The organism is Tabrizicola sp. T46, from assembly GCF_057219895.1.
The window spans coordinates 1,146,232-1,168,528 of sequence record NZ_JBXVVV010000001.1 but is presented as its reverse complement, the minus strand read 5'-3'; the positions used below and the strand labels follow the sequence as shown (position 1 = coordinate 1,168,528).

General features: G+C 64.5%; 22 protein-coding genes. 9 read left to right on the top strand and 13 right to left on the bottom strand.

Annotated features, from left to right (window positions below):
* Window positions 1-83: 83 nt before the first annotated feature.
* The 4 genes from AC2D9V_RS05785 to hslO form a co-directional block, all read right to left on the bottom strand.
* Complete coding sequence (locus AC2D9V_RS05785; RefSeq protein WP_484713071.1) at window positions 84-1,931, bottom strand: ABC transporter ATP-binding protein; 1,848 nt, start codon at window positions 1,929-1,931, stop codon at window positions 84-86.
* Window positions 1,932-2,085: 154 nt separating this feature from the next.
* Window positions 2,086-3,228 (bottom strand): CCA tRNA nucleotidyltransferase, encoded by a 1,143-nt coding sequence (locus AC2D9V_RS05780; RefSeq protein ID WP_484713070.1) that lies wholly within the window; start codon window positions 3,226-3,228, stop codon window positions 2,086-2,088.
* On the bottom strand, window positions 3,225-3,821 hold the full coding sequence (locus AC2D9V_RS05775) for a CoA pyrophosphatase (RefSeq protein ID WP_484713069.1): 597 nt from the start codon (window positions 3,819-3,821) through the stop codon (window positions 3,225-3,227). Before AC2D9V_RS05775 ends, AC2D9V_RS05780 begins: the two co-directional genes overlap by 4 nt.
* Window positions 3,818-4,804, bottom strand: coding sequence for an Hsp33 family molecular chaperone HslO (gene hslO / locus AC2D9V_RS05770; protein ID WP_484713068.1), 987 nt, complete (start codon window positions 4,802-4,804; stop codon window positions 3,818-3,820). The genes AC2D9V_RS05775 and hslO overlap by 4 nt, the downstream gene beginning before the upstream one ends.
* A 79-nt stretch (window positions 4,805-4,883) precedes the next feature.
* Between hslO and AC2D9V_RS05765 the strand changes: the two genes are divergently transcribed.
* The gene (locus tag AC2D9V_RS05765) at window positions 4,884-5,318 is read left to right on the top strand and encodes an NUDIX domain-containing protein (protein WP_484713067.1); all 435 of its coding nucleotides are present in this window, start codon (window positions 4,884-4,886) and stop codon (window positions 5,316-5,318) included.
* Here the strand turns inward: AC2D9V_RS05765 and AC2D9V_RS05760 are convergent.
* Complete coding sequence (locus AC2D9V_RS05760; RefSeq protein WP_484713066.1) at window positions 5,307-6,572, bottom strand: PP2C family protein-serine/threonine phosphatase; 1,266 nt, start codon at window positions 6,570-6,572, stop codon at window positions 5,307-5,309. The genes AC2D9V_RS05765 and AC2D9V_RS05760 overlap by 12 nt on opposite strands.
* 170 nt (window positions 6,573-6,742) lie before the next feature.
* Here AC2D9V_RS05760 and AC2D9V_RS05755 point away from each other — a divergent pair, with 170 nt between their 5' ends.
* The gene (locus AC2D9V_RS05755; protein WP_484713065.1) at window positions 6,743-7,090 is read left to right on the top strand and encodes an Hpt domain-containing protein; all 348 of its coding nucleotides are present in this window, start codon (window positions 6,743-6,745) and stop codon (window positions 7,088-7,090) included.
* A 5-nt stretch (window positions 7,091-7,095) separates the two neighbouring features.
* Here AC2D9V_RS05755 and ilvA read toward each other — a convergent pair whose 3' ends face one another.
* A complete protein-coding gene (gene ilvA, locus AC2D9V_RS05750; protein ID WP_484713064.1) occupies window positions 7,096-8,343 on the bottom strand; it encodes a threonine ammonia-lyase IlvA in 1,248 nt (415 codons plus the stop codon).
* Window positions 8,344-8,478: 135 nt separating this feature from the next.
* Between ilvA and AC2D9V_RS05745 the strand changes: the two genes are divergently transcribed.
* On the top strand, window positions 8,479-9,708 hold the full coding sequence (locus tag AC2D9V_RS05745) for an argininosuccinate synthase (RefSeq protein ID WP_484713063.1): 1,230 nt from the start codon (window positions 8,479-8,481) through the stop codon (window positions 9,706-9,708).
* Window positions 9,709-9,712: 4 nt separating this feature from the next.
* Here AC2D9V_RS05745 and AC2D9V_RS05740 read toward each other — a convergent pair whose 3' ends face one another.
* The 6 genes from AC2D9V_RS05740 to pheS form a co-directional block, all read right to left on the bottom strand.
* Window positions 9,713-11,626: an alpha/beta fold hydrolase gene (locus tag AC2D9V_RS05740; RefSeq protein WP_484713062.1), complete on the bottom strand. Its 1,914-nt coding sequence runs from the start codon at window positions 11,624-11,626 to the stop codon at window positions 9,713-9,715.
* A gap of 9 nt (window positions 11,627-11,635) precedes the next feature.
* A complete protein-coding gene (locus AC2D9V_RS05735; protein ID WP_484713061.1) occupies window positions 11,636-12,352 on the bottom strand; it encodes a sulfotransferase-like domain-containing protein in 717 nt (238 codons plus the stop codon).
* Window positions 12,349-13,503, bottom strand: a complete 1,155-nt coding sequence (locus AC2D9V_RS05730) for a phytanoyl-CoA dioxygenase family protein (protein WP_484713060.1) — start codon at window positions 13,501-13,503, stop codon at window positions 12,349-12,351. The genes AC2D9V_RS05735 and AC2D9V_RS05730 overlap by 4 nt, the downstream gene beginning before the upstream one ends.
* Before the next feature lie 30 nt (window positions 13,504-13,533).
* Window positions 13,534-14,433, bottom strand: coding sequence for a D-amino acid aminotransferase (locus AC2D9V_RS05725; RefSeq protein ID WP_484713059.1), 900 nt, complete (start codon window positions 14,431-14,433; stop codon window positions 13,534-13,536).
* Window positions 14,434-14,548: 115 nt separating this feature from the next.
* The gene (locus tag AC2D9V_RS05720) at window positions 14,549-14,998 is read right to left on the bottom strand and encodes a hypothetical protein (protein WP_484713058.1); all 450 of its coding nucleotides are present in this window, start codon (window positions 14,996-14,998) and stop codon (window positions 14,549-14,551) included.
* Between the two features lie 11 nt (window positions 14,999-15,009).
* Window positions 15,010-16,083, bottom strand: a complete 1,074-nt coding sequence (gene pheS, locus AC2D9V_RS05715) for a phenylalanine--tRNA ligase subunit alpha (protein WP_484713416.1) — start codon at window positions 16,081-16,083, stop codon at window positions 15,010-15,012.
* A gap of 85 nt (window positions 16,084-16,168) precedes the next feature.
* Here pheS and AC2D9V_RS05710 point away from each other — a divergent pair, with 85 nt between their 5' ends.
* Window positions 16,169-16,669, top strand: a complete 501-nt coding sequence (locus tag AC2D9V_RS05710; RefSeq protein ID WP_484713057.1) for a DUF1643 domain-containing protein — start codon at window positions 16,169-16,171, stop codon at window positions 16,667-16,669.
* A gap of 2 nt (window positions 16,670-16,671) precedes the next feature.
* On the opposite strand, the gene AC2D9V_RS05705 is transcribed toward AC2D9V_RS05710, so the two are convergent.
* Window positions 16,672-17,676 carry a calcium-binding protein gene (locus tag AC2D9V_RS05705; protein WP_484713056.1) on the bottom strand — a complete coding sequence of 335 codons (1,005 nt, stop codon included), beginning with the start codon at window positions 17,674-17,676 and terminating at the stop codon, window positions 16,672-16,674.
* Window positions 17,677-17,997: 321 nt separating this feature from the next.
* On the opposite strand from AC2D9V_RS05705, the gene rpsO reads away from it, so the two are divergent.
* From rpsO to AC2D9V_RS05680, 5 genes are all read left to right on the top strand, one after another.
* Window positions 17,998-18,267, top strand: a complete 270-nt coding sequence (gene rpsO / locus AC2D9V_RS05700) for a 30S ribosomal protein S15 (protein WP_484713415.1) — start codon at window positions 17,998-18,000, stop codon at window positions 18,265-18,267.
* A gap of 102 nt (window positions 18,268-18,369) precedes the next feature.
* Window positions 18,370-18,927, top strand: coding sequence for an ATP-dependent protease subunit HslV (gene hslV / locus AC2D9V_RS05695; protein ID WP_484713055.1), 558 nt, complete (start codon window positions 18,370-18,372; stop codon window positions 18,925-18,927).
* A complete protein-coding gene (locus AC2D9V_RS05690) occupies window positions 18,924-19,979 on the top strand; it encodes a hypothetical protein (protein WP_484713054.1) in 1,056 nt (351 codons plus the stop codon). The genes hslV and AC2D9V_RS05690 overlap by 4 nt, the downstream gene beginning before the upstream one ends.
* A complete protein-coding gene (hslU, locus tag AC2D9V_RS05685) occupies window positions 19,976-21,271 on the top strand; it encodes an ATP-dependent protease ATPase subunit HslU (protein ID WP_484713053.1) in 1,296 nt (431 codons plus the stop codon). Before AC2D9V_RS05690 ends, hslU begins: the two co-directional genes overlap by 4 nt.
* Before the next feature lie 53 nt (window positions 21,272-21,324).
* Entirely contained in the window at window positions 21,325-22,278 is a 954-nt protein-coding gene (locus tag AC2D9V_RS05680) for an aldo/keto reductase (protein WP_484713052.1), read from the top strand.
* Window positions 22,279-22,297: the final 19 nt, after the last annotated feature.

The window sequence follows — 22,297 nt, the reverse complement described above, 5'->3', positions numbered from 1 at the left end:
GTCGCTCGGCGGGGGAATGCTCGTCGGCGACTTCGTCCCTCCTCGCGATGGTCCGAGGAGAAGACGAAGTTGCACGACGAGGGTTACTCGGCCGCCTCTTCCTCCAGCCCGATGAAGCCGCCGGACTGGCGCGCCCAGAAGCGGGCGTAAAGGCCGTTCCGGCGCAGGAGCTCGGCGTGGGGGCCGTCCTCGACCACCGCGCCGTCTTCCAGCACCACGATCCGGTCCATCGCGGCGATGGTGGAGAGGCGGTGGGCGATGGCGATGACCGTCTTGCCTTCCATCACCCCGTAAAGCGCGCCCTGGATGGCGGCTTCGGCCTCGGAGTCGAGGGCGCTGGTCGCTTCGTCCAGGATCAGGATCGGCGCGTCCTTCAGGATCACGCGGGCGATGGCGACGCGCTGGCGCTGGCCGCCGGACAGCTTGACGCCGCGTTCGCCGACATGGGCGTCATAGCCCCGGCGGCCCTGCGGATCCTCGAGCGTGAGGATGAAATCATGCGCCTCGGCTTTCTTCGCGGCGGCGATCATCATCTCTTCGGTCGCGTCGGGGCGGCCGTAGAGGATGTTGTCGCGGACGGAACGGTGGAGGAGCGACGAGTCCTGCTGGACCATCCCGATCTGACGGCGGAGCGATTCCTGCGTGACGTCGGCGATGTTCTGCCCGTCGATCAGGATCGCGCCGCTTTCAGTGTCGTAGAAGCGCAGCATCAGCTTCACCAGCGTGGATTTCCCCGCGCCGGAGCGGCCGACGACGCCGATCTTTTCGCCCGGTCGGATGGTCAGGGAAACGTCCCGAAGCCCGCCGAAACCGCGGCCGTAGTGGTGGCTGACGCCCTTCAGCTCGATCAGGCCCTCACGGAAGGCCAGCGCGGGTGCGCCGGGCTTGTCGACCAGGGTGACCGGCTGGGCGATCGTCTCCATCCCTTCGGCAAGGGTGCCGAGGTTCTGGACGAGGTTCGTGGAGGCCCACATGATCCAGTAGGTCATGGAATGGATGCGCAGGACGAGTGCCACGGCAGCGGCAACCACGCCGACGGTGGCGGACCCCTGCACCCAGAACAGCATGGCAAGGCCGCCGACGCCCAGGATCATGAGACCGTTCAGGAAGGTCAGCGCCATGTCCATCTTGGTGACGATGCGCATTTCGGTCTGGAAGGTCTGGCGTGATTTCTCGATCGCTTCCTTCGCGTAGTCGAGTTCGGCGTTCTGGTGCGCGAAAAGCTTGACCGAGTGGATGTTGGTGTAGCTGTCGACCACCCGGCCGGTCACGGCAGAGCGCGCCTCGGAGGAGGCCTGCGAGGCGGGGCCGGCGCGGCGGATCGTCCAGCGCATGAGCGCGAGGTAGCCGATGACCCAGAGGAGAAGCGGCACCATCAGGCGCGGGTCGGCGTCGGCCAGCATCAGAAGCGCGCCGATGAAGGTAGCGGCGGCGAAAGCGGCCATGTCGAAAACCTGGAACACCGCCTCGCCCGCCGCCGGGGGTGCCTGCATGATGCGGTTTGCGATGCGGCCAGCGAAATCGCTTTCGAACCAGCCGACGGGCTGGCGCAGGACATGCCGGTGCGCCCGCCAGCGCATCATGGTGCCGAAGTTCGTGAGGATCGTGTTGTGCAAAAGCCCGACCGAGCCGCCGGCGACCAGGGGCCGGACGACCAGAATCACGAAGGCGACGAGCAGGATCTCGGCCCAATGCGCGGCGAGGAAGTCGGCAGGGGTCTGCCCGGACATCAGGTCGACGAGGCGGCCCAGATACCAGATCATGCCGACGTCGAGGACGGCATTGCCGACCGAGAAGAGAGCCGTCCAAGCGAAGACGCCTTTGAACGGGCGGACGTAATCCTTCAGGAACGGCCAGAGCCTTGTGGGTGGCGTATCCGACTCGGCATAGGGCTGATAGGGATCGACGAGGTTTTCGAAGAAGCGGAACATTGGGGAAACCCTGAAAGGTGTCAGCGATGGCAGGCGGCGGATGAGCGACCGCCACGACGGGACCGGTCAACTCAGGTGAGTCGAGGCGAAATCCCGTTTTCCATGCTGGTCTCCTTCTTGGGTGGGCGATTGGTAGCGCAAGCGCAGGCGATTGTCACGCCTCTTTCAAAAGCGCCTCGCGGCCAAGCGTCAGGTCCGAGGCGAGCCAGCGGGCCTGCAGGGTCTTGAGATGCGCGCCCAGCGCCTCGCCCGTCAGACCGGGCATCAGGTCAGCGGCGGTGACCGGGAAGGGTGTACCGGCACCGCGACGCACCTGTGCCTGCCAGTCGGGCGGGGGCGGCGAGCCAAGGCTGGCAGCGCGGGCGAGAGTGGCATCAGCGCCAAGGTCACGGCCAAGCCGCCAGCCGAGGGCGGCGGGGGTATCGGGCGTGCCGAGGGCCGAACGGAGGGCGGCAATATCGCGCGCCTCGGCCTTTGAAAGGCGCAAGGCTTCAGTCTCACCCCCAAGGACCGCAAGGCGGCGAAGCCAGCGGGGGTCTTCGGTCGCCTCAAGGTGGACAAGCGGGGCCAGCGCCCGGGTGTCTGCGCCGGGAAGGATGTGGTGCAGGACGCCTGACTGCGCCATCGCGGCGACGGCAGGGGCGGGGTCGCGTGCCGAAAGTAGCTTTCGGAGTTCGGCGGTGATCCGTTCGCGGGAAATCGTCTCTAACCCGGCAGAAAGTGCGGCGCAGGCGGCAAGGCCATCAGGATCAAGTCCGCCTGACGGGTCGCCATAGGCCGCGTGAAAGCGGAAGAAGCGAAGGATTCGGAGATAGTCCTCACGGATGCGTGTTTCGGCATCACCGACAAAGCGGACACGGCGGGCGAGAAGATCGGGAAGGCTGTCAAGCGGGTCGATCACCTGGCCCATGCGGTCAGCATAAAGCGCGTTCATCGTGAAGTCGCGGCGCTGGGCGTCTTCCTCGATCCGGGTGGAAAAGGCCACCACCGCGCGGCGGCCATCCGTTTCAACATCGCGGCGGAAGGTCGTAACCTCATGCGGCTTGCCTTCGGCGATCACAGTGACGGTGCCATGCTCGATCCCGGTCGGTACGGGCTTGAATCCTGCGGATTCGGCAATGTCAGAGACTGTTTCGGGGCTTGCGTCGGTGGCGATGTCGATATCGCCGACGGGAACACCCAGCAGCGCATTCCGCACGCAGCCGCCGACGAAAAGCGCGCGGTGACCCGCAGCCTCCAGCGCCTGCATCAACCCTTGCGTGCCGGGATGGTCCAGCCAGTTGCCTGCGATCTTCATTGCCCCACCCGGTCCGCCAACCCCCGCAGGATACGCGCGGTGGCGCCCCAGATGTAATAGGGGCCGTAGGGCACGGTGTAATAGCGGCGCCAGACGCCCATCCAGCGCCGACGCTCGATGGCGAAGCGGGCGGGGGTAAGGACATGGGACAAGGGGACAGTGAAGACCTCTTCGACCTCTCCCGCCTCGGGAACAGGGTCGAAAGTGCCGCGGATCAGGCCGACGAAGGGCGTGACAGCGAATCCGGTGACGGTTTCATGGACCGGCAGGGTGCCGAGGATTTCGACCCTGGACGGAGGAAGCCCGATTTCCTCCTGCGCTTCCCGCAGGGCGGCGGCTTCGGCACTCGCGTCAGACGCGTCGACCTTGCCGCCGGGAAAGGCGATCTGGCCGGGATGGTGCTTGAGGTGCGAGGACCGCTTCGTCAGGATCAGCCGCGCCCCTTCGGGGCGAAGCCAGACCGGGACCAGCACCGCAGCGGGACGAAGCGGCTTGTCCGCCGGGGGCCGGATGCCTGGGTTGAGGTCGAAATCCGAGGACGGCCCGGCGGGGCGGGAAAGCGCCGCGCGCAGGGCCGCCTCGGCATCGGTCATTCGCTCCGGACCCCTTCGAAGCCGAGTGTCTTCGGATCAAGCTCGTAATGCGCGCCGCAGAACTGGCAGTCGGCGGTGACGATCCCGGCGTCGGTCGTCATCTTGGCGATGTCCTTCTGGCTGTAGATCGACATCGTGTTACGGACTTTCTCTTCCGAGCAGGAGCAGCCAAAGCGCACCGGCTGGGGATCAAAGACCCGCGGGCCTTCTTCGTGGAAAAGCCGCACCAGAAGCTCGGTCTGCGAGACGGACGGGCCGATCATTTCCAGCGTCTCGACCGTGTCGAGGAGCATGTTGGCCCGGTTCCAGTTGTCGGAGTCGGCACCGGAGAGGATGTCGGCATGGGTCAGGAGGCCGCCCTCGCCGCTGCCGCCTTCGGCCGCGACACCGCCGACCGCGGGCATGTGCTGCAGCATCACGCCGCCCGCCCGCCAATGCGCGGGGCGGCCCGGCTCCGCGCTTTGCCCGAAGGCAAGGTGGAAGCGCGTCGGTATCTGTTCGGACTGGGCGAAGTAGCTTTCGGCGCAGGCCGAGAGCGACCCGCCGGCAATGGGCGTGAAGCCCTGGTAAGGGACGGAGCCTTCGCCCTGGTCCAGCATCACGGCGAAGTAGCCTTCGCCGATCTGGCTGAAGGGGTCTGCGTTATGGTCCAGACGGTCGGCATCGTAGCTGGCATAGGCACGGACACGCGCAGGCTCACCCTCTGCCGTGGGGCCGTAGTAATCGGTCGCAATCAGCCGGGCGGGGCCCTTGCCGCGCACCTGCAACGACAGTTTCCAGCGCAGCTTGACGGTCTGGCCAATCATCGCGGTCAGAAGTGCGGTTTCGGCCACCAGCGCCTCGATCACCGGGGGGTAGGCGTGCTGCTTCAGCACCTGGTCAAGCACGCCGTCCAGCCGCGCCACGCGGCCGCGGATGCCCGAGGCGTCCAGTTGGAATGGCAGGACGGTATCGTCCCATGCGATTTGCGTACCGGTGGTCATTTGGGATTTCCTGAAACTGCCAGTGCTGGCATACCGCGCCTATATAGGCAGGGCAACGCCTGGTCCAAGGGGGGCAGTGATGATCCGACGCTACGGCGAGGCGGTGAAGGCCGGGAAGCGCTATACCCGCCGTCCCGGTGTCTATGCGGTGCTTCTGCAGGGCGACCACATCCTTGCGACGCATCAGGCCGAGCCGGTGCCGGAGTTCCAGCTGCCCGGGGGTGGGATCGATCGTGGGGAGCACCCGATCGCGGCGCTGCACCGTGAGGTTTACGAGGAAACCGGGTGGAAGATCGCCGTGACGCGCCATGTCGGGGCCTTCCGGCGCTTCACCTACATGCCGGAATACGATCTTTGGGCCGAGAAGGTGTGCACGATCTACCTGTGCCGCCCCGTCCGCCGCCTGGGGCCGCCGTCGGAGGCCGGTCACAAGGCGGTCTGGCTGCCGGCGGTGGATGCGCTGCACCTTCTGGGCAATGCCGGCGACCGGGCGATGCTTGCCTCAGTCCTTTAAGAGATCAAGGACGACGCCCGAGACATCATCCGGAAACGACGGTGTGCCTGCCGCCTGGCCAAGGTCCCAGACCAGCGCCTCAAGCAGGTCGGTTCCGGCCAGATGGGCCGAGCGGGTGATGCTGTCGACAAGTCCGTCCTCGCCGAAATCGGCGCCGGAGGGACAGGGGCATTCGGTGATTCCATCGGACACGAGCACCAGCCGGTCGCCAGGCGCGATCGGAATGGAGCAAATCTCATAGGTCGCGTCAGGCAAGAGGCCCACCGGAAGGCCGCCCTGGCCAAGCCGGATGACCCGACCTGAAGACCGGAGCAACACAGGATGGGGATGGCCTGCCTGCACGAGGCTGAGCGTCCCCGCAACCCGGTCAGCCACGGCGAAGACCATGGTGAAGTATTGTTCGGCCTGGATCTCCTCCAGCATCAGGCGGTTAAAGCGTTCGGCGACCTCATGCGGCGGAAGAAGCGCCTGGCTGCCGTCCGGCCCCTTCTGGAAGGCGAGGTTCTGGTCGGGCGAGGCGCCGGTCAGGAAGCCCGCAAGCCGGGCCGTCATCATCGCCGACGCGACGCCGTGGCCCGAGACGTCGATGGCATAAACGGCCACCCGATCCTCATCCACCCGGAAGCTGCCGACAAGATCGCCGCCGACACGACCCGAATTCCGCAATAACAGAGACGCTTTTGCCCAGCCGTAGTCACGCTGCCGATCGCGGACGAGGGTCTGCTGAAGTTTGCGCGCCTCGATCAGGTCGCGGTCGAGCGAATCGTAAAGCTCCTGCAGTTCCGCGAGCGTGCGCGCCACGATCCGGTTCTTTGCCAGAAGCTCGGCCTGCATGGCGAGCATCCGCTCCCCGGCCCGCAGGCGGGCGCGGAGTTCGCTGCCCGAGACGGGCTTGGCCAGGAAATCATCGGCCCCCGCCTCAAGCCCGTCGGCGATTTCGGTCTTTTCCGACTTGGAGGTCAGGAGGATGAAGTAGCCATAGCGTTCCCGCCCGAGGTCCCTGAATCTGCGGCAGAATTCGAGGCCAGTCAGGCCGGGCATCATCCAGTCGCTGATGATGATGTCGACATCCTGTGCAGCGCAGATCTCCAGCGCTGAAAGGGCAGATTCGCTGTCGCTGACCCGATAGCCCCAACGGCGAAGCTGCATGGTCAGCATGTGCCGCTGGGCCCGGCTGTCGTCCACGACCAGCACATGAGGTGCAGCCTGCAGGGGCGCCGCTACCGCGATTTCCATCTGCATGCTGACCAGCAACGTCAAGGTCCTCTCTCTGCCGTTCGCGACAGGGTGGCAGCGTCCGGCTTAACGGAGGGTGAAACCTAAAATTGCCAACGATTGCCCAAAGCCTGCCCGCCTTGGCCCATCAATTGTTAACGGCATTCAGGGCAGAGTGCGGGTTCGGGTGTTCAGGGGGACGCGATGCCATGATTGACTGGAAAAGGGTTGAGGAATTGCGAACAGAGATCGGCGCCGACGGCTTTGCCGAGGTGGCCGAAATGTTCCTGGAAGAGGCCGAGGCGACGGTGCAGACGCTTATCTCAGGCCCCGCGCCGGATGAGGTGGAAGGACAGCTGCATTTTCTGAAGGGCAGTGCGCTGAACCTTGGCCTCAGCGACCTTGCCGCCATCTGCCAAAGCGGCGAACGGAAGGCAGCCACGGGTTTCGCGGCCGAGGTCGACACGGCTGCTGTCGCGGCGGTCTATCGGGTCTCGCGTGCGGCGCTGTTGGACGGGCTGCTCTTGGGCCGTTTCGCGAAGGATACCGCTGCCTGAAGCGCCTAGATCAGGAATTCGGCCAGCGCCTCATCCGACGTGATGTCACGGAATGCCAACCCCGCCGCGTCCATCCTGTCGGTGAACTGGCGGAACCCGTCGGCTTGCTTGGTCTCGATCCCGATCAGCACGGACCCGAAGTTGCGCGCGGATTTCTTCAGGTATTCGAAGCGGGTGATGTCGTCGTTCGGCCCCAGAAGGTTCAGGAATTCCCGCAGCGCCCCGGGCCGCTGTGGCATGCGCAGGATGAAGTACTTCTTCAGTCCCGCATAACGCTGGGCGCGTTCCTTCACCTCGGGCAGGCGTTCGAAATCGAAGTTCCCGCCCGACGTGACGCAGACCACGGTCTTGCCCCGGATCTCGTCCGCCAGCTCCGGCAAGGCATCGACCGCGAGCGCCCCGGCGGGTTCCAGCACGATGCCTTCGACGTTCAGCATCTCCAGCATGGTCACGCAGATGCGGTCTTCCGGTGCCAGGAGCACATGGTCGCGCGGCACCCATGACAGGCGGTCATAGTTCGCGGCCCCGATCTGCGCGACAGCGGCACCGTCGACGAAACTGTTCACCCGGGGCAGGCGAACCGGGCCACCTTCACGAAGGGCCGCCGTCAGGCTGGCACCGCCGAGGGGTTCGACGAAACGGAAGCCGGTCTTTGGAGCCACCTCGCGCAGATAGCCCGTCACGCCCGAGGAAAGCCCGCCACCCCCGACCGGCAGGATCACGAGGTCCGGCGCGCGGCCAAGCTGATCGAGCATCTCGACGGCGACGCTGGCCTGACCCTCGATCACGTCGGGATCATCAAAGGGTGACAGGAAATGCGCGCCCTTTTCCGTGCAGAAGGTTTGAGCCGCGGCAAGGGTCTGGTCGAAATAGTCGCCCGTCAGTTCGATGGTGATCTGGTCCCCGCCGAACATGCGGGTCTTGTCGATCTTCTGCTGCGGCGTGGTGACGGGCATGAAGATCGTGCCATGGACGCCAAAGTGGCGGCAGGCGAAGGCCACACCCTGGGCATGGTTGCCGGCGCTGGCGCAGACGAATTCGCGCTGGTCGGGCCGCCGGGCCCGGACCTTGCGCATCGCGTTGAAGGCCCCGCGCAGCTTGTAGCTGCGGACGGGGGAAAGATCCTCGCGCTTCAGGAAGATCTCGGCGCCGTAGCGGGCCGACAGGTGATCGTTCCGCTGCAGCGGCGTTTCAGGGAAAAGCGCGCGCAGGGCAGCGGTGGTTTGGCGGGCAGCGTCAGAGAACCGTGTCATCCCTTCCAGATGCCGGAGGATGCCTTCCGTGGCAAGGAATGCCTTTGCATGCCGTGATTGTAGCGGGCACAGGGCATTGCTTGCCCTTGCGGCGGTTTCCCATTAATCGCCTGCCAAACGCCGCTGGAGACCGCCATGCTGAAGCCGAAGAAAGTCGTCCTCGCCTATTCGGGCGGTCTTGATACCTCGATCATCCTGAAATGGCTGCAGACCGAATACGGCTGCGAGGTGGTGACCTTCACCGCCGATCTCGGCCAGGGGGAAGAGCTGGAACCGGCGCGTCAGAAGGCGCTTCTGATGGGGATCAAGCCGGAGAACATCCATATCGTCGATGTCCGGGAAGAGTTCGTGCGGGACTTCGTCTTCCCGATGTTCCGGGCCAATGCGCTGTATGAGGGGCTGTATCTTCTGGGCACCTCGATCGCCCGGCCGCTGATTTCGCAGCACCTTGTCCGGATCGCGCATGAAACGGGCGCCGATGCGGTGGCGCATGGGGCGACGGGCAAGGGGAATGACCAGGTCCGGTTCGAGCTGTCGGCGGCGGCTTTGGACCCCGCAATCAAGGTGATTGCGCCCTGGCGGCTGTGGGACCTGACCAGCCGGACAAAGCTTCTGGAGTTTGCCGAGGCGAACCAGATCCCGATCGCGAAGGACAAGCGGGGCGAGGCGCCGTTCAGCGTCGATGCGAACCTGCTGCACACCTCGTCCGAGGGCCGCGTGCTGGAGAACCCGGGCGAGGAGTTCCCGGATTACGTCCTGCAGCGGGTGGTTCCGGTGGAAGAGGCCCCGGATCAGGCCGAAATGGTGGAGATCACCTTCGAGAAGGGCGATGCCGTTGCGATCAACGGTGAGCGGCTGAGCCCCGCAACGATCCTGACCCAGCTGAACGAGATCGGCGGCAAGCATGGCGTGGGCGTGCTGGACCTGGTGGAGAACCGCTTTGTCGGCATGAAGAGCCGCGGGGTCTATGAGACGCCCGGCGGGACGATCCTGATGGAGGCGCACCGGGGGATCGAGCAGATCACGCTGGACGCGGGTGCCGGGCACCTGAAGGATTCGATCATGCCGCGCTATGCGGAACTGATCTACAACGGCTTCTGGTTCAGCCCGGAGCGGGAGGCGCTGCAGGCGCTGATCGACAAGACGCAGGAGCATGTGACCGGGACGGTGCGGGTCAAGCTTTACAAGGGCCGCGCCGCCACTGTTGCACGCTGGTCGGACCACAGCCTTTACAGCGAAAAGCACGTCACCTTCGAGGAAGATGCCGGCGCCTATGACCAGAAGGATGCCGAGGGCTTCATCCGGTTGAACGCGCTGCGGCTGAAGCTGATCGCGACCCGGAACGCGCGCGTGGCCAAGCGGTAAGTCCTTACAGTTCGCTGCGCGACAGCGCCGCGGGCCGACCATCCCAATTGCCTTCTATGCTCCATGCCCCGTTGGGTATGCTCAAGCTGTAGACGATGTCACCCGAATGCCGGCCGGTGGCCTGGAGGGACAGGACCATACGGTCTGTAGAATCCCCCAGATTTCGTTCGACGCCGGTACCGCTGATGACAAGGTCGGCCCAGAGACGGCAGCCTGAGAAGGTATAGTTGGTGGAGCCGTCGTCAGCGACTTCGGCCCTTATGGTGCCGCCGAAATCGCAGCCGACGGTGAGCGGTTCAACCATATCCCAGCCGGATAGGGGGATGTTCTGGTAAAGCTCGGTATCGACTGCGCGCGCAACCTGAACCGGGTCCGCCATCTCTGAGGGATCGGTCAGCTGCAACGGGGTGTAATCGCCGAGGAAATCCTGTTCGCACTGCAATTCACGCGCTGGCGGTGAAATGCCGTCGATGATCAGGTCATAGACGAGGCCATCCGGACAATTTAGGCCGCGCCCCCAGATTACGTGAGGACCATTGATCATCGTCACCGACCAGGCGTTCCGCGCTGAATCGAAGACGGAATATGCCATCGAGGCCGGCGTGATCGGATCGGCGATCCCATTGAGCACCAGTGTCGGCCAGTCACCGCCCGCATAGGGTGCGGGGCGGCTGGACGGCCCCTGGTGCGGCCAGAATGCACAGGCCAGACGCTCGATGTAGTAGGACCGCAGGAGCCGTGGCGCTTGCGGGGCAAGGGAGCGGGCTTCGGCGATGATCGCATCCGCACGCTCGTCTGGGCTTCCGGGTCCGCTGGAATAGTCGGTGCAGGTGATGGCGTAGTACGCGGCAGCGAACCAGCCCGGGTCCTGAAGCCCGACCTCGGTTTCCGGATCAATGTACATGTTTGAATAGCCAAGGTGCAGCATCGGCACGAGATTGCCGCGGTTGGCCGCTGCCAGGCCCCGAAGAAAGCCTGCCCGGCCTTCTTGCGAATAGAGGGCGTAGAAGGCGTTCGCCTCCAGAAGCGCCAGCGTCAGTTCGCGCTCTGCGGTTGATCCGTCGGACAGCGTCAGCGCAACCGTTATCGCAGCGTCTTCAAGGCGGGCGGCCAGACGATCATAGGCAGCAGCCGCGTCTTCTCCCATGTCGGCGGCGCATTCCGCAAGTCTGTTGCAGGCGACGAACGTGTCAGCCAGCAATCGTTCGGAAGCGAGTACATAGCGGCGGTAGAAGCCCTCTGAATCGAGGTTGAGATCTACCACCCCATCAATCACGACGCCCTTCACGGCTTCGGGGTACTGGGTGGAGTAAGCCTGGACGAATTGCGTGCCGTAGCTTTCACCGTAGAGCCACACCTTGGGTCCGCCGATGGCCTGACGGAAAGCTTCAACATCACGTATCGCCTGGTCGGAATTCACGACTGGCAAGAGATCATCGCGCCCAAGCTCGGCCACACAATCGAAAGCGTAGGCCCGAGCAGCAGCCTTTGCTGCCTCGGCGTCGGCAAGATTTACTGTCAGTGTATCGAAAGCCGCCTGGGCGACCGGGCAGGCCAGTCCATGGACAGGACCGGTGCCGCGCTGATCCACGAAGACGACGTCCATGTACTGGGTGAGCCGTTCGTCAAACGAGGACAGGTAGCTTTCTGCGGAGGCGAGGCCTGAACCGCCCGGACCGCCAACGAAATAGAACAGTATCCCCTTGCTTTCGACGGTAGCGAAGGACAACGCGAAGGTTATGTCGATCGTTCTGGTCGGATCGTTCGCCTGATGGTCAAGCGGCATCGTCAAGGTAGTGCAGCTGAGCGAGGACTGTTCGCAGGGAAAGAACTCCAGTCCTGCCGTCGCATCAAAGAGCGAGGGCTGGGCCACAGCCGGTGCGGAAAGGACTACCAGGGCGAGAGCGAGATGACGCATGGGTACCGATCAGATGGCTAGGGCTGCAAGCCTGGTATAGGCCGGCCAGGCGGCCTCGACGAGGCGCTGACCGTCGGCATCAAGGGCCGGCAAGGGGCCTTCGGGATCGCCAAAGCCGGTTGAGGCATGAACGGCGTTGTACCAATGCGGTGCCCAGACCCCGTCGTAGGGTTTGGGTCCGGGCGGCCAGCCCAGCATGGCATCGGTGAAGGGGATGTTTAGGGCAGCGCAAAGCCGCGACAAAGCCCTGCGCGGATCGTGGCGGATGGATTCGGCGGACACGACGGGCGGTGCCGAACCAGTCATGTCGGCGACCTGATCGAAAAGCTCGGCCTGCTGAAGAAAGCCAAGGTCGGCCAGGGAAGGCGATTCCCGCTTTTTCGAGTAGCTTTCGACAACGCGGGCGGGGTGCCTGATCAGGAAGGCGTTCGTCAGGTGACGCAGGAACCCGCGGTCGAAGGACGGCACCATATGCATGGTCATGTGCTTTTGGTACCAGAGTGGCTTTGCGTCGGGATTGCTGCCGATGCAGTGGGCCGCGACCTTGGCGGGATCGGAAATCCCGGCCGCGATGACTTCTTCCCGCATCGGGTGGTCGATGCCGGTTTCAGCCAGATAAGCTGCGTAGAAGGGTTCATCCCAGACGGCACAGTCTGGGCGGGCGGCGAAGCTGTACATCATTGCTGTCGACAGGTTTCGGGGGCCGGACCACATGGCAATCTTCATGGCAGTCGTTTCGCTTCCTGGGCATCGAGCGCAGCGTTCAGGGCTTCCGGCGTCCAGCGTGCAGCCAGCGCCTCGTGGACCAGTGCGGCCTGGGTCTTCGGAGCAAGGCCGCCAAGCGGCGGGTCGCTGTCGAGGTTGGTGGGAAAGCTGTATCCCTCGGCCGTGGCAGCGATGGCGTTGGCACCCTGGCGGTCGCTCAGGTTCAGCGACAGGAGCGCGGGATAAAGCGCCTTGACCATGCGGGTGCGGTTGATCGATTCCATCGCCCGGCCATAGGCGGAGGAGACCTGGAAGAGGTTGACCATCCGCCTGACGTCCTTGGTGCGGTTCGTCCCGGCGGCGTGGAAAAGCGCGGGGGAGAAGAAGAGCATATCGCCCTTCTTCAGGGGCAATTGCACGGCGCGGGCGAGGAAGTAGTCACGGAAATCCGGGCGCGAGGTGGCTAGGTAGCCCGCCGGGTACTTCTGGCTATGCGGAAGAAGGAGTGTCGGCCCGGCCTCGATGCTTGCGTCGACATGGGCGACGGCGCCCTGAAGCGTGAGCATAGGCGAAAAGAGATGGATATGCCGAGGGTAGCGGGCGACCGCTTCGGCCGATTGGAAGCCGAGGTGGTAGTCGCGGTGCGGGCTTTGTGCCGCCCCCCCTGGGTTCACGACATTCAACTGCGCGGTCATCTGGTAGTAGGGGCCGAGCCAGGCCTGACTGACCAGCGCAAGGAACGGGTTCGCGTAGTAGCGGGCGAAGTTTTCCGGGTCGGCGATGCAGTGCTTTTCGAGCGAGTTCCAGAGGCGGTCATTCGCGCCGGGTTTCGCGAAATGATCACCACCCCCGGTGCCTTCGCGGTTCTGGCGGTCGATCAGGTCGCGGAAGAGGTCAGAGGCGCGGTCGATCATCGCGTGATCCGGTTCCGCACCAGAAAGGACGAGAACTCCGGGGCCATTCGCCAGAGCTTCGGCCCATTCCGCCATCAGCGTGTCCGCAAAGGCGGGGTCATCGAGACGAGGCAGAAGGGCCGGGCAGTCGTAGATCAGTACGCCCTTCTCGACCCGGTCGGCGAGTGGCCAGTCAGCGGGGTCGGTCGGCGCTTCGCACAGGGCGGCGAGATCGGAAAGATCGCAGTCCTCTGCGCGGAAAAAGGTGCTTCGCGTCAAATGAAGGGAGCGGTCAAGCTTCTGCATGGCTCAGGCCCCTACCAGCTGTTTGTAAAGTCCGCGCAGGCGTTCGGTTATGGGCCCCATCTGTCCGGTCCCGATGGTGCGCCCGTCGATGACACCAACGGGCGTCTGCGCGCCGAAGGTGCCGGTGAGGAAGGCCTCATCGGCGGAGTAGGTGTCGACGAGAGAGAAGTTGCGTTCAAAAACCTGGATGCCGTTCGTGCGGCAGAGGTCGATGACCTTCTGGCGGGTGATCCCGTTCATGCAGTAGTCACCTGTACTGGTCCATACCTGCCCCTTGCGGACGATGAAGAAGTTGCAGGCGTTGGTGGTGTTCACGAAGCCATGGACATCCAGCATCAGCGCCTCGTCCGCGCCGGCCTTTTGCGCGGCGATGCAGGCGAGGATACAGTTCAGCTTGGAGTGGCTATTGAGCTTGGGGTCCTGCGTCATCGGCAGACCGCGCAGGTGCGGGACGGTCGCCAGCGTGATCGGGCGGGGCAGGTTGGGGCGCGAGTGCTCCATGATGATCACCATGGTCGGGCCCTGCTGGCTGAGGCGCGGGTTCTGGAAGGGCCGGGTCTTGACCCCCCGCGTCACCATCAGGCGGCAATGGGCATCGGTGGTCATGCCGTTGGCCTTCTGTGTCTCTAACACGGCGGAAATGATCTGATCCTTGGTCCGCGCGATATCGAGGTCGATGGCCTTTGCCGCCTCGAACAGCCGGTCGATGTGTTCATCGATGAAAGCCCAGCGGCCGTTGTAGAGGCGGATGCCCTCCCAGACCCCATCCCCAAGCATGAAGCCTGAATCGTAGACACTGACCACCGCCTGCGCCTTGGGTTTCAACGCGCCGTCGACCCAGATCAGGATGCTGTCGTTGCGGACGTCCTCTTCCGCCTGATGCGTGGAGACGTGGTCGTTCATCGCGGGGGGCCTTTCGCTTTGACCGTCAGGCTAGGGGGATGGGTGGCGGGTGGCAACAGGCAGTTGGGCCGAAGGACGGGGCCTTCGGCGGGGATGCTTGCACGGAACGGAGGGCCTAGGCGTCGTGGAGGGCGTCCAGCCAGGGGAGCGCGCGGGTGGCGAGGAGGTCGAGCGCCAGGGCAAGCGTTTCGGGGTTCTCGAGCACATCGACGAAGGCGAGAGTTCCCGGCTCATACGGAAGATCGGCTGCAAAGTGCCAGAGTGTGAGATCTTCGTCCTTCGGCCAGTCGGGGTGGTTCGACGCGTCTCCGTCGGGCGTGACGAAGCGCAGGACTATCTGCGCGTCCCAGCCGTAGCGGCTGCGCTGGAGGTGAACGGCGGACTTCCCACCGGGGGTGGTGCGGCTGAAGGTGCTGCCCTTCAGCGCATATCCTTCGGGTTCCAGGACGCTACGGAGTGCGGAGAGGATGGCAGAGTAGGCTTCCTCGCGCCGGGCGGGAAAGGCAGGGTCGTGCGCGGCGGTGTGCTTACGGGCGGCGAGGTCTTCGTCGTGTGGATCGGACATCGCCCGGGCCCTTACGACGACAGACCGCCCGCGAGGTCCGGCACGTCCAGGGCGGAGAAGCCGTAGTGGCGCAGCCAGCGGAGATCAGCCTCGAAGAAGGCGCGCAGGTCCGGGATGCCGTATTTCAGCATGGCGATGCGGTCGATGCCCATGCCGAAGGCAAAGCCCTGCCATTGGGTCGGGTCAACGCCCGCCGCTTGCAGCACCTTGGGGTGCACCATGCCCGAGCCGAGGATTTCCATCCACTTGTCGCCTTCGCCAATCTTCAGCTGACCACCGACGTTCGAGTAGCGGATGTCGACCTCGGCAGAGGGTTCGGTGAAGGGGAAATGGCTGGCGCGGAAGCGGAGTTCGACCGAAGGCACCTCGAAGAAGGCGCGGCAGAATTCCTCGAGGCACCATTTCAGGTTGGCCATGCTGATGTTGCGGTCGATCGCCAGACCTTCGACCTGGTGGAACATCGGCGTATGGGTCTGGTCCATGTCCATCCGGTAGACCCTGCCCGGGGCGATGACGCGGATCGGCGCGCCCTGTTCCATCATCGCGCGGATCTGGACCGGGCTGGTATGGGTGCGCAGGACATGCGGCGGGCGGTTGTCGCCCGGGGCGCGGTGCATGAAGAAGGTGTCATGTTCCTGCCGGGCAGGGTGTTCCGGCGGGATGTTCAGGGCGTCGAAGTTGTACCAGTCGCTTTCGACCTGCGGGCCTTCGGCGACTGCAAAGCCCATGTCGGCGAAGATGGCCGTGAGTTCCTCCATCACCTGGGAGACGGGATGGATGGTGCCGCGCGGGCGCGGGCGGCCGGGAAGGGTAACGTCGAGCCATTCGGACTTCAGCCGTTCGTCAAGGGCGGCATCGGCGAGGCCGGCCTTGCGGGCGCGGAGGGCGGCGTCAATCTCGTCCTTAAGCGCGTTCAGGCTGGCACCGGCGGCCTTGCGCGCCTCGGGCTCCATCTTGCCGAGGGTGGCCATCAGGGCGCTGATCTCGCCCTTCTTGCCAAGCGCGGCAACGCGGACTTCTTCCAAGGCGGATTCATCGGTGGCACCGGCCACGGCGGCCAGATATTTGCCCTTGAGCGTGTCGATCCCGTCCATCACCGTCTCCTGGAAGTCGCGCGCCCGTGCTAGCGGGGAAGGAGGCGCGATGCAAGGATGCGGGCAGGGAGCGGGGATGATCAGGAAAGGTTTCACCAAGGGTGACGCGGTGTCCGAGGCGGCTTATTCCGACTGCGAACGCTATCGCTATCTCTTGACGCGGGTCTGGGCGCCGGGGCCGAAGGCGCTGTTCGTGATGCTGAACCCATCGACGGCGACCGAGGTGCAGAACGACCCAACGGTCGAGCGGTGTGAGAGGCGGGCGCGGGCGCTGGGGTTCGGGGCTTTCCGGGTGACGAACATCTTCGCCTTTCGTGCGACGGACCCGCGGGTGATGCGCGCCGCGGCTGACCCGATCGGGCCTGACAACGATGCGGCGATCCTGACCAGTGTGCCTTGGGCCGATACGGTGGTCTGCGCCTGGGGCAATCATGGGCTGTACATGGACCGGGGCGAGGCGGTGCACGAAATGCTGCGAAAGGCAGGCGCGCGGCTAACGCACCTGGGGCTTACGGGGCAGGGACAGCCGCGCCACCCGCTTTACGTGGGTTATGACCAACAGCCGGTTGCCTGGTAGGGTCAGGCGGCGCGCAGCTCGATATCCGCAAGATCGACGATGTCGCCGCGCACGGTTGCCAGGGGCGTGCCGTCGAGAAGAAGTGTGCTTTCTGCACCGTCGGGTGTGACTTCGAGCGACAGGATGGGGTCTGGGTGGACAGCGGGGTCATAGATCACGACCAGCTTGTCGAGGGCGGAGTCATAGTCTGACACATGGGCGACCCCCCCTTCACGCAGCCAGTCATGGATGATGAAATCATCCTCTCCCGCGTCGCCGAAAGCATGGTCGCCTGAACCCGGAACCAGCGTGTCATTCCCCGTTCCCCCATTCAGGAAGTCGGGGCTGGAGTCATCGGTCGTGCCGTCGATGTCGGAAAGCAAATCATCACCGGCATTGCCATCCAGCGTATCAGCACCCGCACCCCCTGAAAGACTGTCGTCTCCCTCACCGCCGGCCAGCCAATCGTCACCTTCATCGCCGGCAAGCGAGTCCTGTCCCGCGCCGCCAAGAAGGGTGTCGTTCCCCGCTTCACCGAATAACGTGTCGTCGTCCGCGTGGCCAAGGAGGTTGTCGTCACCCTCCCCCCCGACAAGAAGATCGTTCCCATCCTGACCCTGGAGGCTGTCGTCGCCCAGGCCGCCGAGGAGAGTGTCGTCACCTTCGCCGCCCCAGGCCGCGTCGTTCCCGGTATCGGCATCGACAAGGTCGTCCCCGGCGCGGCCGTCGATCAGGTCATCGCCGCCTTCGGCAAGGATGCTGTCGTTGCCGTTTTCACCCGAAAGATGCTCGGCCGTGTCGCTTCCCTTAATCCGGACATCTTCGGGTGCCGGATCGTCACTGTCGTCTGAATGGGGAAGCCCTTCCAACGGATCATGCTTCAGGAGGTCGCCGTTTGCGAAATCCTTGTCTTGGTCACCTTCGGGCGTGGGGTCATCATCCTCAGTGGAGGTATCGCGGGCCGACAGGATTGCATCTGCAGCGACGCCGGCAGCGAAGACGCCGAACAGACCTAGAAGTGCAAGCACGCCTGACCCCCTCCGGCGGACCGCCGTTAACCAAATCTTGACCTAAGTGTCTGAGCCGACAGGGAAAAGACCGCGACACCCTAGCATGATCCGACCCCATCAAGAAGCAGCCGCTGAGGCTGCGGCAGGGGAATCTGCAAAGTTGGTTAACGGTGTCTTGCGCGTCTAACGCGCCGGAGGCGTGCCGCGTTCGGCCATAACCCCTTTCCTTTTCAGGCGAATCCCCGTATGAGCCGCCATCCGCAAGAAGCGGACCACTCCAAGGGCCTTGCTGGACGACATCCCGGCCTGTGCCATGACCCTTTTGAACAGGAGATCCCGATGTCGATCACGGTTGAAGAAAAGGCGAAGCTGATCAAGGAATACGCGACCAAGGAGAACGACACCGGCTCGCCGGAAGTTCAGGTTGCGATCCTGTCTTCGCGTATCGCCACGCTGACCGAGCACTTCAAGGGCCACAAGAACGACAACCATTCGCGTCGTGGCCTGCTGATGTTGGTCGCCCAGCGCCGCAAGCTTCTGGACTACCTCAAGAAGACGGACGAAGCGCGGTATACCACGCTGATCACCCGTCTGGGCCTGCGCCGCTAATCCCGGCCAAAGGTTACCCGAACGCCCGCGCCGCAAGGCTGCGGGCGTTTTCATTTGCGGGCTTCGGACGGCGTCGCCATATAGGGGCAAACGGAGGTCCCGATGGCTGACGACAAATTCCCTGGCTGGCATGGCACAACGATCCTTGCGGTGCGCCGGGGCGGCGAGGTTGTGGTGGCAGGCGATGGGCAGGTGTCGCTGGGCCAGACGGTGATCAAGGGCACGGCGCGGAAGGTGCGGAGGCTTTCCCCGGGCGGCAAGGACGTGGTCTGCGGCTTTGCCGGGTCGACTGCGGACGCGTTCACCCTTCTGGAACGGCTGGAAAAGAAGCTGGAGGCCGCGCCGGGCCAGTTGGCGCGCGCATGTGTCGACCTCGCCAAGGACTGGCGCATGGACAAGTACTTGCGGAACCTCGAGGCGATGCTGATCGTCACCGACGGCGAGGCGCTTTTCGTCATCACCGGTGCGGGCGACGTGCTGGAGCCGGAGCATGACGTGGCCGCCATCGGGTCGGGCGGGAACTTCGCGCTGGCTGCAGCGCGCGGGTTGATGGCGACCGACCTGCCGGCGGAAGTGATCGCCCGCCGCGCGATGGCGATCGCAGCCGACATCTGTGTGTATACCAACGGCAACCTGACCGTGGAGACGATCCGGAAATGACCCCCGATGACCTTCGCGCCGCCGTTGCCGCCGGGATCGTGACAGAAGCGCAGGCGGCGTCGCTGAATGCGCTTGCCAACAGCCGTGCGGGCAAGCGCGCCGGCCTTCCGGCAGAAGACGAACCTTTCGAGTTCTTCCGCGGCTTCTCGGAAATCTTCATTTCCATCGGACTTGTCATCCTGCTGACGGGCGCCACCGCGCTGCTGACGGTCTTCGGGGGATTTGCCCTTCTGACACTGGTTCCACTGGCAACAGCGGGGATCGCCTGGTGGTGGGCCGGATACTTCACGTTGCAGCGCCGCATGACCCTTCCATCCATGGTCCTTGCCACCGCATACGGTGCGGGAATTGTGGTGTTCGCCTTCACTCTTGTCACGCGCTCCGGGCTTGACGAGCGCCTCACCCTCGTTGCGGGCTTTGGTCTGTCAGCGCTTGCGATGATCCTGTGGTATCGGCATTTCCGCCTGCCCTTTTCGGCGTTTCTTGCCGGTGCTGCGATCCTTGGTGTCATCTACTCGCTGACCGCCTCGGCCGCGACTCTTGCTCCGGCCTTCACCGGAAACTTCCAGCTTCTGTTCGACATGACCGAAAGCCCCGCCTTCGCTGGCGCCACGCTTGTTTTCGGAATCGGGGCCTTTCTTGTCGGGATGTGGTTCGATACGCGGGACCCCCATCGGCTGGGACGCCATGCTGCCACTGCCTTCTGGTGCCACCTCCTTGCTGCACCGGCGCTGGTGAATACTGTAGCCGTCACCCTGATGAATGGCGGCGGGACAGGCCTTCTGGCGATCGCCCTGGTGTTGATTACCGTTCTTGCGCTGGTGATCGATCGTCGCAGCTTCCTGACCGCTGCCATTGCCTATATCGCGATCGTCATCGCTTGGGTGATGGGCGATGGCGACGGTACGCAGTGGATTTTCATTCTGCTCCTGCTCGGCGCATTCATTACCGCCATCGGCACCTGGTGGGTGCAGCTGCGCGGCTGGCTGATGGGTGTACTCCCGAGCTTCCCAGGCAAGGACCGCCTTCCCCCGTACGGATCGACCGAATGACCGACCTTACCCCCCGCGAGATTGTCTCGGAACTTGACCGTTTCATCATTGGCCAGCGCGATGCCAAGCGGGCCGTGGCAGTGGCGCTGCGCAATCGCTGGCGGCGCAAGCGCCTGGGCGATGACCTGCGTGAGGAGGTTTATCCGAAGAACATCCTCATGATCGGGCCCACCGGCGTTGGGAAGACCGAGATCAGCCGCCGTCTGGCGAAACTGGCGAAGGCGCCATTTCTCAAGGTCGAGGCGACGAAGTTCACCGAGGTCGGCTATGTCGGGCGCGATGTCGACAGCATCATCCGTGATCTGGTGGACGTGGCGATCAACGACACCCGCGCCCGGATGCGGGAAGAGGTGCGCGACAAGGCCCGCCGCGGGGCGGAAGACCGGGTGGTCGACGCGCTGGCCGGAAAGGACGCGCGGGAACAGACGCGCGAACTGTTCCGCGGCAAACTGCGACGGGGCGAGCTTGACGACACGATGATCGAGATCGATGTCGCCGAGACCGCACCGATGCCGATGGGCTTTGGCATGCCCGGGATGGAACAGCAGATGCAGGGGCTGCAGGACCTGTTCAAAGCCTTCGGCGGCCGCACCAGCCGCAAGCGGATGACGGTGGCCCAAAGCTATGACGTGCTGATCGGGCAGGAGGCCGACAAGCTGCTTGACGATGAGGCAGTGAAGGCCGCGGCGCTGGAAGCGGTGCAGGAGAACGGGATCGTCTTTCTGGACGAGATCGACAAGATCTGCGCCCGGAGCGAGGCGCGAGGGGCCGATGTCAGCCGCGAAGGCGTGCAGCGCGACCTCTTGCCCCTGATCGAGGGCACCACGGTTTCCACCAAACATGGGCCGGTCAAGACCGACCATATCCTCTTCATCGCATCGGGGGCGTTCCACATCGCCAAACCTTCGGACCTGTTACCCGAGCTACAGGGGCGCTTGCCGATCCGGGTGGAACTCGCGCCCCTGTCGGAAGAGGATTTCGTGCGCATCCTGACTGAGACGGAGAACGCTCTGACACGGCAATATGCCGGCTTGATGGCGACAGAGGATGTCAAGGTAACCTTCACCCCGGACGGGATCACAGCCCTTGCGCGGATCGCGGCCGAGGTGAACCGTGCGGTGGAGAACATCGGGGCAAGGCGTCTGTACACGGTCATGGAACGGGTGTTCGAAGAGCTTTCCTTTAGCGCACCAGACCGAGGCGGGCAGTCGGTGACCGTGGATTCGGCCTTTGTAGAGACGAATCTGGGGGCGCTGGCGCGGTCTGCCGATATCTCGCGGTACGTGCTGTGACGGTCGTCGCGCCCCCTGCCCCACGGTTTCCGGAAGCCTGGCCGCGCTTTGGCATGGGCACGGCGTCGCTGGGCAACATCTTCGCGCTCTACTCCGAGACCGAGGCACAGGAGACTTTTGCCGCCGCATGGGCCGCCGGAGTCCGCTACTTCGACACCGCGCCCTGGTATGGCCACGGGCTGGCCGAGCATCGGCTGGGCAGTGCACTGCGCGACTGGCCGCGGGATCAGGTGGTGATCTCGACCAAGGTAGGTCGGGTCTATGACCCGGCGCCACGGGGACAGGACGGGCGCGTCAACTGGAAGGGCGGGCTGAACTTCTCTGTCCGCTACGACTATTCGGCCGAAGGATTCGCGGCGTCGCTGGCGCAAAGCCGGTTGCGGCTTGGGCAGCCGGTGGTTGACGCGCTGATCATCCATGACCTTGATCGCGACTATCACGGGGCAGCCTTTGGCGGGCACATGAATGCCTTGACCGGATCTGGCCTTGCGTGGCTTCACCGGATGAAGGCCGAAGGCGAGATTTCGGCTGTGGGCATGGGGATGAACACCCTTGCCGACTTCACGGCACTTGCGCCGTGGATCGACGTGGATTTCTTCCTGGTCGCCCTGCCCTACACGCTGGCGGATCAGGCCGCGCTGCATGGTCCGATGGCGGATTGCCTGCGGCGCGGGATCAAGGTGGTGATCGGTGCGCCCTTCGCATCGGGTCTCCTCGCCAACCCTTCGGCGCCGGGGGTGATGTATGCCTACCGACCCGCCGAGCCTGAGATGGTCGGGAAGGCGAAAGCGATTGAGGCCGCCTGCCAGCGCCATGGCGTGACGCTGGCGGCAGCGGCGCTCCAGTTTCCGCTGCTGCATCCGGCGGTGGTCTCGGTTATCCCCGGCGCGGTTTCGGCAGCACAGGTAACACAGAATGCCGCGAACATGGCGCTGCCGATTCCCGGCGCGCTGTGGCATGAGCTCAAGATGCAGGGGTTGATTGACCCCGAGGCCCCTACCGGTTGAAAGGCCCCATGTCTGCAGT